We start from the raw sequence: 11,704 nt of genomic DNA, 5'->3' as shown, positions 1-11,704 counted from the left end.
CTGTCGGCTTTTTTGTGGGACAAAAGAACTACCGTCTCTACCTGCGTCGTCCCCGGAAACATGTCGACACAGCATACTCTTGTGACCTCATAACCTTTTGCCTGCAGCACGACGAGATCTCTTGCAAGGCTCGTTGGTTTGCAGGAAATATAGATCATTTTTTCGCATCCATAATGGTCGATGATCTTTGGAAGCGCCTTCGGATGGATTCCGTCTCTCGGCGGGTCTAAAACGATGAGATCCGGGCGTTCCTCTAGGGTATCTAATACTTTTAAGACATCTCCCGCGATGAAGTCGCAGTTTGTCAGTCCATTCTGCGCCGCGTTCACCTTTGCCGCCTCAACAGCTTCCTCAATGATCTCCACGCCGGTCACATGTTCTGCTGCCGGAGCGAGGATCTGGGCAATGGTACCGGTTCCGCTGTAGAGATCGAAGACCTTTCTTCCGTCTGTCTCACCGATGTATTCGCGGGCCGTCTCATAGAGCACCTCCGCACCGAGAGAGTTGGTCTGGAAAAAGGAGAATGGAGTGATCTTAAATTTTAATCCGAGAAGCTCTTCCATAAAGAAGTCCTGTCCATAAAGGATCACCGTGCGGTCATTCTGTACCACATCCGCAAGGCTGTCGTTTTCTGTGTGGAGGATTCCGGCAAAAGAGCCTTCCAGATCCAGTCCAAGAAGTTTTTCTTTCCAGCCCTCAAGCAGCGCTTCCTCATTCTTATCACTCTTCCATGTTCCCTCCGTCTGGGTGGAGGTCACAAGATCCACAAGGATCTCCCCGGTCTTCACACCGCGGCGGACAAGAAGATGTCTCAGATAACCGACATGCGCCATTTTTTTATAGAAGACTGCTCCGTGCTCCGTAAAATAATCCAACGTCGCTCTTAAGATCTTACAGCAATCCGGATGCACCAGCACACACTGGTCCACGGTCACGATATCATAAAAGCTGCCGCGTTTATGCATTCCCAGAGTCATGGGACCGTCCTTAAACTCATCTCCGAAGGAAAATTCCATTTTGTTGCGGTACGCCTTTGTCAACGGACTACCTTTGATCCCCTCAAAATTGTAGTCGGCCGGAAGAACCGGATCTAAAAGAGCCCGGACCTGCTGCTCCTTGATCTTTAACTGTTCCTCATAAGGAACCGTCTGGTACGTACATCCGCCGCAGTCCGCACGATGAGGACATGCACCCTCTGTGTTTTCGTATGCTGCGGGAGTCACGACCTTAAGGAGTCTTCCCTCGCATCTTCCTTTGCGCTGCTTGGAGATCGCGATCTCGACGGTCTGCCCCGGGAGCGCGTTCTTTACAACTACCTTTTCCTCTCCGATATGGAGGATTCCTTTATTTGGAAAATCCATCTTTTCCACTGTACCGGTGTAGATCTCACCTTTTTTCATATAATTTTTGTACTCCTTTTTCTGCCGGGAATCGGATTTTTCCGTTTCTGATCGCACAGCGCGTAAACGATGCCTCGTTCCCTGATATGTTTTTATGCACAGAAAAAGGCTGTGCAAGCGATCCCTGCCACAGCCTCGTTCTCATTGTGTTTGTAAGCATTTCGGCTTAAGCTTCTTTCTCGTCATCCTTCTCGACAGCTTTTTTCGGAGTTTCCTCCTCTTCCTCGAAAAAGTCATCGTCGAAATCATCGTCGAAATCGTCTTCAAAATCTTCCAGATAATCCGGTGTAAAGAAGCGATATACTGCGTATGCGATTCCGGCTACAGCAGCAACAGCGCCGATGATAGCAAGCACCCAGAGGATACAATTCTTTTTCTTATCCTCTTCTTCTTTTTTATGAAGCAGTTCATTCAGCTTGGACGCGTTTATAAGCTCTTCCATTTTGCTGAGTGCGTCTTTACTCATCGTATCGAATTTGTTCATCCTCACACATCCTTTCTGTTTCACAGCCGCCCCGGACAAGAATAATCCGCACGGACAGATACTTTGTAATAGTATATCATGATTTTATGGTTTTTACTATCCCTAAATTTTCATAGTTTTAGACACCATTTTTTTATACCGCAGTATATGGAGCTCTACAATTCAAGTCGAACGTCTGTGAGACTTGGCGCGTGATTCTGGTCAGCGTAAGCTGACATATTCTTTACAGAATCACTGCGCATCCTCGCGGAGCGTTTATCTCAGTCGGAGACCTAACTCCCACTGAGACTAATTTGTTATTACTCACCACCTGAAGAGGTGGAGGCTTCTCGACTGAGATAAACATGATAAAATAAAACTGCTGTCGCACCTCCAGCAGAAAGGAGGCGGTATTTATAGATTACATAAACACTTTCCTTGTCTCTGTCGCGGCAAGCATAGTTGGCTACTATGTTTGCAAATGGCTGGATAGGGACAACCGACAGTAACAGCCTAAACGGTTCGGCTCACCGCAAAGAGCAAGAAAACCCCCGGAGGTGCCACTCCGGGGGTTTTCGCGTACTCATAGACATATAAGCACTTTCCTTAGCTGTTTTTAATTATATGCGATTGCCCCCAAAAAATCAATACTAAATTTCTTTTGGCTAATTTATTTACAGCTTCTTCAGCTTCGCAAAGGAAGCAAACATCTTCCTTGTCCCGATCGCCGCATGATCAAAATCGACTGTGACCTCGAAATCTTTTCCGCCGTCCGCGATGGATTTCACGGTTCCGTCACCAAAACGCATGTGATGGACGCGGTCACCTTCGGAGTAATCCAAAGACTTCGGTTTTTCTACGGTGAACGCCTTTCCGAAGGTCGGCGTGTTCTTCGGCGCCGCAGAAGTCCCGGAGGCATATGGATTCTTATAGGCATCGGATTTCTGTCCAAAAAGACTCACACCCGCCGGACGGTTCTGGAATCTTCCGGTGTGACCGTCAGCCGCTTTTCCGTCCGCGCCGGAAGCCTTCGCCCACGGAAGTCCCGCTTCCTCCGGAAGGTTCCTGTACGCGTCTGCCATTTTCTTCCATCCGGTCTTTGAGTCATCCTGATCCGGACGTTCCAGGCACACATCCGGGATCTCGTCAATAAACCGGCTCGTTCTCGCGTACTGCATCTCGCCCTTCACCATACGGCTCTTTGCGGCGGTCAGCGTCAGGCGCTTCTCCGCCCTCGTGATCCCCACATAGCAGAGACGGCGCTCCTCCTCCAGTGCCTCCGGTCCTTCCATCAGAGACATCATACTCGGGAAAAGACCATCTTCCATTCCCGCAAGATACACATACGGGAACTCCAGACCCTTTGCGGAATGAAGCGTCATGAGGATGATCCGGTCCTCGGATTCGTCCATACTGTCAATGTCCGCAACCAGGGCAACCTCCTCTAAAAATGCAGACAGACTCGGTTCCTCGGCGCTCTCCCAGTAGGAGACTGCCTTGTTGATCAATTCCTCAATATTTTCCATTCTGGACTCGGCTTCCACCTCGCCCTCTTCCTTCAGCTCGTCACGATATCCTGTCTTATCAAGGATCGCCTCGATCACATCCTTGATCGGAGTCTCTTCCTTTAACATCTTCCGGAACTCGCTGATCTGGTCTGTAAATACTCCGATCTTTAACGCCGCTTTTCCGATTCCCGGAACAGCCTGCGCCCTCTCCAGCGCCTCATAGAAACTCATATCGTTTTCCATCGCGAACATGTTCACCCGGGCGACACTCATAGCTCCGATTCCGCGCTTCGGAACATTGATGATCCTCTGCACAGCCAGGTCATCCCGCCCATTGGCGATCGTCTTTAAATAGCAGAGAACATCCTTGATCTCTTTTCTCTGGTAGAAGTTTACGCCGCCCACGAGACGATACGGGAGATTGTACGCAACACATTTCTCCTCGAATATACGGGACTGGGCATTCGTGCGGTAGAGGATCGCGTAATCCTTCCATGGTCCGCCTCTCTTCACGATATCCCGCACGATCCACTCCGCTTCCTCAAAGGAAGAGCTGAACTCCCGGAACACCGGCCGCTCTCCGACCTCGTTCTCGGTCCAGAGCGTCTTATCCTTTCTTCCGGTGTTGTTCCTGATCACCTCATTCGCCGAATCCAGGATCATCTTTGTGGAACGGTAATTCTGCTCCAGCTTGATCACCTTCGCCCCCGGGAACGTCTCCTCAAAGCTTAAGATATTTCTGATATTCGCACCGCGGAACCGGTAGATCGACTGGTCATCATCGCCCACCACGCAGATATTCCGGTATTTTGCCGCTAAAAGGCTCACAAGCTTAAACTGTACCGTATTTGTATCCTGATACTCATCCACCATAATATAGCGGAAACGGTCCTGATAATACTCCAAAACTTCCTGCTTTGACTGGAACAACTCCACGGTCTTTACAAGAAGGTCATCGAAATCCAGGGCATTGTTCTTTTTTAAACGTTTCTGGTACTCCATATAGAGCTCCGCAATCCGTTTCAGTCTCGAATCCCCCTCAGCCTTCGCGCTGAGCATAAATTCTTCCGGACTGATCATCTCGTTCTTTGCGGAGGAGATCACGCCGAGGACACCCCGTTCTTTTAATACCTTTGTATTCACCTCAAGATCCTTGAAGATCTGTTTCATCAGGGTTTTTGTATCATCGGAATCATAGATGGAAAAATCCGTCGTGTAGCCGATGTTCTCAATAAATCTTCTTAAGATCCGCACACAGAGGGAGTGGAAGGTGCTGACCCAGACACTGTCCGCGCCGTATTCCACAAGGCTGTTGACACGGTCCCGCATCTCTCCCGCCGCCTTGTTTGTAAAGGTGATCGCCAGGATATTCCAGGGCTTCACACCCTTTTCCTCTATTAAATAAGCAACCCGGTGCGTCAGCGCCCGTGTCTTTCCGGATCCGGCGCCCGCCAGCACTAAGAGCGGACCTTCCGTAGTGAAGACAGCTTCCCGCTGCATCGGATTTAATGTATCGTAATTGTTCATTCTGTTCCCCTTTCACGTTTCCGGAGGCTGACGGTTCTGCACGTATCTCCCACATACTGAAACCGCCGGTATTCCGACAACAGATACCATCATTCTACCACAGGAACACTCGTTCGTGCAATCTTTATTATATGAAAAGTATGTGTCTGTTCCTGTATGCGGATAGGAATTTTCTGAACTGATAATTCCGTAACAGTACAGTGGCAGCAGTAGATTTTTCCGATTGGGAATGCGAAATGGTAATGATATAAAAACGCCCCGGATCAGAGAGAACTGTCATCTCACGATCCGGGACGCTTCTTTTGCAAGCTGGCAGCCAGCATTTACTGCCAGTCTCATTTTATTTTTTTAGAATTCCAGATATGCACCTTTCATCGGGCTTGCCGCATGCTCACTGAACATACGGAGCACACCGCTCTTGTAGCGGAGCTCTCTCGGCTTCCAGTTTTTCTTTCTCTCGGCAAGGACCGCGTCGATCTCTTCCGGAGTCTTTCGCTCGCCCTTGATACCGATGATGTTTAACTTTCTCTCCATCACATCGACCTCGATAAGATCGCCTTCCTCAACGAGCGCGATCGGGCCGCCATCTGCCGCCTCCGGGCTGCAGTGTCCGATAACCGGACCTGTGGATGCACCGGAGAATCTTCCGTCTGTGATCAGGGCGATGGAACGGCCAAGCTCCTTATCGCTGCTGATGGCCTCGGAGGTGTAGAACATCTCCGGCATACCGCTTCCCTTCGGTCCCTCGTAACGGATGAAGACTGCGTCGCCTTTCTCAACCTTGTGCTTTAAAACGGCATCCAGGCACTCTTCTTCGCTGTCAAACGGTCTTGCCTTGAGGACTGCCTTGAACATCTCCTTCGGGCATGCGGTGTGCTTGATGACCGCACCTTCCGGAGCAAGGTTTCCGCGCAGGATCGCGATGCTGCCGTCGGTTCCGATGGCCTTGTCAGCCGGACGGATGATGTCCTGTCTTGTGATGGAGATTCCGTAGCGCTCGTTGAACTTCTGAAGCCATTTTTCACAGCGCTCATAGAATCCGTTCTCTTTTAATTCCTTTAAGTTCTCGCCGAGAATCTTTCCGGTCACGGTCATGACATCAAGGTGAAGGTGGTCTTTGATCTCCTCCATGATCGCCGGAACGCCGCCTGCATAGTAGAAGCACTCTGCCGGCCACTTTCCTGCCGGGCGGATATCAAGAAGATACTTCGCGCCGCGGTGGAGTCTGTCGAAGGTGTCACCTGTGATCTCGATTCCAAGCTCATGAGCGATCGCCGGAAGGTGGAGTAAGCAGTTTGTACTTCCGGAGATGGCCGCATGTACAAGGATCGCGTTTTCGAAGCTGTCCATCGTCACGATATCACTCGGACGCATGTTGTCCATCTTCGCAAGCTTAACTGCCTGTTTTCCGGCCTCTCTCGCGTAGTTTAAGAGATCCGGGCTTGTCGCAGGCATCAACGCACTTCCCGGGAGGGCAAGACCAAGAGCCTCGGCCATGATCTGCATGGTGGATGCAGTTCCGATAAAGGAACAGGCGCCGCAGCTCGGACATGCGTTATGTTTTGCCCAGTTTAAGCGGTTCTCGTCGATCTCACCGCGCTCATACTGGGCGCTGTACATGCCAAGCTGTTCCAGGGTCAACATCTCCGGACCCGCATTCATGGTTCCGCCCGGAACAACAACAGCCGGAATATTCACGCGGAATAAGCCCATGAGGTTTGCCGGCATTCCCTTATCACAGCTTGCGAGATATACCCCTGCATCGAAGGGAGTCGCATTTGCGTGGATCTCGATCATGTTCGCGATCATCTCACGGCTTGCAAGGCTGTAGTTGATTCCATCGGTTCCCTGGCTCTCGCCATCGCAGATATCGGTGCAGAAATATTTCGCGCCGTGACCGCCTGCCTCAGCGATTCCTTTTTTTACTTCATCTACAAGGATATGGAGATGTCCGCTTCCCGGATGGCTGTCACCTGCCGTACTCTCGATGATGACCTGCGGCATCGCAAGTTCTTCCGGTTTCCAGCCCGTTCCGATCCTTAAAGGATCAAGCTCCGGTGCAAGTTTTCTCATTTCCTGACTCTTCAGACATTTCATGATATTTCCTTCTTTCTTTGTGGGGTGTTACTCGTTATTGAGCGAATAATATCTTTTATTGGAACTGTTTTTCAATTTTGCCTTCTGTTTTAAGTTTTCTTACGGTCAGCGCAGTAAATGCGCAGACCTACTGAATAGTTACTTTTGTCCTTTCTCCGCGTTTCGAATGCAACGCAGCTCTGGGCTGCGTACCTGCATCTTTCTACTACGCAAAGAATGAAATTACAAGTGCTACAAGGAATCCGGTCACACCGACTAAGGTCTCCATGATGGTCCAGGTTTTCAAGGTCGTCTTCTCGTCGATTCCCACGAGGGATCTTACCAGCCAGAAACCAGAATCATTAAAGTGGGAGCATACGGTGGAGCCGCCCGCTACTGCCGCTACGGTACATGCCAGATATAACGGGGACAGCTCACTGATTCCCGGAAGTGCCGCAACGATACCTGCCGCCATGGTCATGGCAACGGTCGCGGAACCGACACTGATGCGGACAAGGACTGCGATGATAAATGCAAGGACAACGATCGGAAGATTCATGGATGCAACCGCGTTTCCGATCACATTTCCGAGACCGGAGTACTGAAGCACATAGCGGAGCACGCCGCCGCAGGCGGTAACGAGAAGGATGAGGCCGGTCGGCTCTAAGGACTTTGTCATAACCTTCTCAAGCTCTTTCATCGTGTAGCCATGCTTTAAGCCAAGACCAAACATGGCCGCCAGAGTCGCGAGTAACAGTGCTACGAACGGCTCACCTAAGAACTCAAAGATCGGAGCAACACCGGCTAATGCCGGAACAACGCCGCAGATGGAGTCCAGAATGATGAGCACTAACGGGATCAGGATGATCCCAACGATCAGCCAGAAGCTCGGAAGCTTGGACTCATCAATCTCTTCCTGATTTGCCACACTCTCCGGTACCGGAACATAAAACTTCTTACCACAGATGGATCCCCAGACCGGACCGGCTATGATCATCGCGAAGATTCCGCAGAAGATTCCGACTAAGATGACCCAGCCAAGATCTACATTTAACATCGTTGCTACGAGAACCGGACCCGGTGTCGGCGGAATGAACGCATGTCCAACCGCAAGTCCCGCAAGGAGCGGGATCACATAGTGAAGAGAGGAACGCTTTGTCTTCTTTGCAAGGGAGAATGCTAACGGGATCAGAATGATCAGTCCTGCATCGAAGAATACCGGCATCGCGATCACGAGACCTGTGATTCCAAGCGCCCACGCGGCCTTCTCGTCACCGAATTTCTTTACCATCGTGACGGCGATCGTCTGTGCGCCGCCCGAGACCTCCAGGATCGCGCCGAACATGGATCCTAAGCCTACAAGCAGGGCGATTCCTTTTAACGTGTTTCCAATTCCATCATTGACCGCCGCGATAATATCTTTCGTCGGCATTCCCGCAAGAAGTCCGATGCTGATCGCTCCGATCAGGATCGCGATCATTGCCTGCACATTGAATTTAATGATCAGGACGAGCAGGATCACAAGACCGATCAGTGCTGCCAGGACAAGGCGGGTCGGGTTGAGTACAACTCCTTCAGACATAGTGAATTTACCTCCCAGTGTATTTGTTTTGGTTGTTCCGCGCAAAGATCCGTTCCATACCCCTGAACCGGACTGCTCTGCGCTTCATGGTTGCATTTGGAAATAACAGTTCATATTTTGTTTTTCCTGCTTTCCGCTTTTTCATCAGACATGTCAGGCTGTTTAGTAAATTCTTTAATGCATTTGTCTGATGTCTTATGTCTATGGGCTTAATCTAACATTTTTCTGTGGTATTTGCAATACTTGTCTGATGTATTTTGTCTTTTCTCTTTTTCGCACAAAAAAAGCAGGGGAAAATTGTGCACTATTTTTCCCTGCTCTCAGCATTCTTATTCCACTCGAATGACTTCAGACATTTTACTCTTCTACTGTTCTTTCTTCTCTTCCGTCTCGACCTGCGCCTCATAGGCCGTCCGACGTTTCAAAAGCTCCTGCCTGTTATACGTCAGATGCATCACCATGGCACACCGCGCCCCGGTGGAATCATGATTTGCGATGGCTTCCGTGATGGCCCGGTGGGTCGTGATCGTCTCTGTCCGCAGTGAGCGCCTCGTCAGGTTCACGAAGGTATTGATTCCCGAATTGATGATCGGGATCAAGGACTCCATGACCTGATTCTTGCTGCACCGGGCGATCCAGGTGTGGAACTCGATGTCCTTCGGCATATGATCCTTGTCCGCCAGATATAGTTCCTCCGTCTCCTTACACAGCCTCTTTAAGGTCGCGATATCCTCGTCCGTCGCGTAAACTGCCGCCTTAGCGGCAATCTCCGGCTCTAAGATCAGGCGGACGTCAAAGAGATCCAGCGCCAACTTAAACCTGTCATGGAGCTTTGCGTTAAGCCTTAACGGATCATCCTCCGCAGGCGTCAGACTGCTGACATACGTTCCCGCTCCTCTCCGCACCTGCAGAACTCCTTTCGTCACCAGACCTTTTACCGCCTCGCGGATCGTGCTTCGTCCCACCTCAAACATCTCCGCAAGTTCAAACTCGTTCGGAAGCCGGTCTCCCACCTCCAACGGTTTCTCTTTTATATACTCTAAGATCCGGTCCTCGATCTGGCTGCCCAGAAGTTTCCGGTCATCTTTTTTCTTCGTCTCCATAGTTTCCCCCATGTTCTGTTACAAGTTGTCTGATGTCTTCATTATACGGAAGATCGCATATGCTGGCAAGCTGATTTTTCCAAATGACCGCAAATACTAAAAAAATCCCGCACACAGTCCGGATATTATCCAGAATCTGTATGCGGGATCAAAATCATCAGATGAAATGCGCTTTACAGCTCATCCTTCACATATCCGGCCACATTATAGGCATGGTCGGAGATACGTTCCAGATTGCTTAAGATATCTAAGAACACAACGCCGGCGGACGGGTTGCACTCGTTCTTGGAAAGACGCTCGATGTGCTTGTCGCGCATCTCCTCCTCGAGAGTATCCACACGGTCTTCCAGCTTGCTGACCTGACGGATATCCTCCATTCCGCCATCCTGGCGGGCAGCGACTGCATGGTCCACAGCTCCGATGGCCGCGCTTGAAATCTCTTTGAGATCCTCGATCCCGGTCTCTGAGAAAGCGAGTCCATGTTCCTTCAGGTACTGTGCCGCCTCCGCGAGGTTTTCCGCATGGTCGCCCACACGTTCTAAATCGCTGATGCTGTAGAAGAGGTTGCTGACCTGAACCTTCTGCTTCTCGTTTAAGGACAGGTTGTTGACCTTAATGAGATATTCGGTAAGCTTCTTATTTAAAATATCGATCTCTGCCTCGTTCTTAAAAACCTCATCAAGACATTCATATTTGTTTTCCACAAGGACGCTTGTTGCAAGCTTTAAGTTTGCAAGGGCCATCTTACCCATATGAACGACTTCCATCACACCGACTTCAAGGGCAAAGGTCGGGGATTTGAAGATACGTTCGTCGAGAACCGGAAGCTCGTCCTCCTTTGTTTCCTTCTTCGCCTCTTCCTCGCCTGTCTCACGGACGATCAGACCGGAGAACGCAACGAGCTGTTTCGCGAACGGGAATAAGAGCAGGGTGTTCGTCACGTTAAAGAATGTATGGAACACCGAGATCTGGAAGGAATTGATGCTGCTCTGGGCAATATCCGGGCGCATCATGGAAATGATATACATACCGATTCCGAATACGATCGCACCGAAGCTGTTGAAGGTCAGGTGGATCACAGACGCACGCTTAGCGTTGCGGCTTGTACCGGCACTGGATAAAAGCGCAGTCAGGCAGGATCCGATATTCTGTCCAAGTGTAATATAAATCGCGGCATTTGCGGATACCACTCCACTCATCGCCAGAGTCTGTAAGATACCGACAGAAGCGGTGGAGCTCTGGATGATCGCAGTTACAAGGGCACCTACAAGAATACCGAGGATCGGGTTCCTTCCGAGTACCGCAAACGCCTTCGCAAAGATCGGGGCATCCGTGTACGGTGCTACCGAACCTGACATGAAGGTCAGGCCCACAAACAGGAGGCCGACACCGATACAGATCTCACCTGCCAGACTCTCCTTTTTCTTCTTGGAAAACATCAAAAAGGCTGCACCGATGGCAACTACGAGCGGTGCGAAAAACGACGGCTGCAAAACCTTCATCGCATCCCCCAGAGAGTTTAAGGAAACCATCCATGCGGTGATCGTTGTACCGATGTTCGCGCCCATGATGACCCCGACTGCCTGGGTCAGATTCAAAATTCCGGCGTTTACGAAACCAACCACCATGACGGTTGTGGCTCCGCTGCTGTGCAGGATTGCGGTGATCAGAGCGCCAAGACCGACTGCCAGAAGTCTGTTGTCCGTCACCATTCTCAGGAACTTGTTCAGCTTACTTCCCGCCGACTTCTGCATGCCGTCACCCATGATGCTCATACCGTAAAGGAACATGCCCAGACCGCCGAGGAAGCTGAAGATACTTTCCAGATATCCGATATTCATAATGCCTTCTCCATTCTCTTTTGTCGCTGCCTGTTGTCTTAACACGGCGGCGTGGCAAAAGCGCAGTTTCGATCCGATTCTGCAAAATTTGCCTTCGTGTTCCATCATATCATAGAGCACACGCTTTTTTCAATTATAAATATAATATTTGTAAATTTTAGGTAAAGAATACAAAATGAATTTCGAATTTTTAGTGAATGTCCC

At 50.2% G+C, this 11,704-nt stretch carries 7 protein-coding genes; all 7 read right to left on the bottom strand.

Going from position 1 to position 11,704, the window contains the following annotated elements:
- The coding region (gene rlmD / locus DWY93_RS11335) for a 23S rRNA (uracil(1939)-C(5))-methyltransferase RlmD (protein ID WP_117472304.1) at positions 1–1,400 on the bottom strand (1,400 nt) is incomplete at its 3' end.
- A gap of 166 nt (positions 1,401–1,566) precedes the next feature.
- Positions 1,567–1,884, bottom strand: coding sequence for a hypothetical protein (locus DWY93_RS11330; protein WP_015554931.1), 318 nt, complete (start codon positions 1,882–1,884; stop codon positions 1,567–1,569).
- Between the two features lie 653 nt (positions 1,885–2,537).
- Positions 2,538–4,898, bottom strand: a complete 2,361-nt coding sequence (locus DWY93_RS11325) for a UvrD-helicase domain-containing protein (protein ID WP_117470651.1) — start codon at positions 4,896–4,898, stop codon at positions 2,538–2,540.
- Between the two features lie 348 nt (positions 4,899–5,246).
- Complete coding sequence (gene ilvD / locus DWY93_RS11320; RefSeq protein ID WP_343220745.1) at positions 5,247–6,986, bottom strand: dihydroxy-acid dehydratase; 1,740 nt, start codon at positions 6,984–6,986, stop codon at positions 5,247–5,249.
- Positions 6,987–7,200: 214 nt separating this feature from the next.
- The gene (locus tag DWY93_RS11315; RefSeq protein ID WP_117470649.1) at positions 7,201–8,556 is read right to left on the bottom strand and encodes a gluconate:H+ symporter; all 1,356 of its coding nucleotides are present in this window, start codon (positions 8,554–8,556) and stop codon (positions 7,201–7,203) included.
- Between the two features lie 365 nt (positions 8,557–8,921).
- A complete protein-coding gene (locus tag DWY93_RS11310) occupies positions 8,922–9,659 on the bottom strand; it encodes a FadR/GntR family transcriptional regulator (RefSeq protein ID WP_117470648.1) in 738 nt (245 codons plus the stop codon).
- Positions 9,660–9,832: 173 nt separating this feature from the next.
- Complete coding sequence (locus DWY93_RS11305) at positions 9,833–11,500, bottom strand: Na/Pi cotransporter family protein (protein ID WP_015554935.1); 1,668 nt, start codon at positions 11,498–11,500, stop codon at positions 9,833–9,835.
- Positions 11,501–11,704 lie beyond the last annotated feature (204 nt).

The organism is Clostridium sp. AF28-12 (assembly GCF_003435225.1).
Lineage (GTDB): Bacteria > Bacillota > Clostridia > Lachnospirales > Lachnospiraceae > Pilosibacter > Pilosibacter fragilis.
The sequence above is the reverse complement of the archived record's forward strand: the minus strand, read 5'-3'. Positions and strand labels throughout refer to the sequence as shown.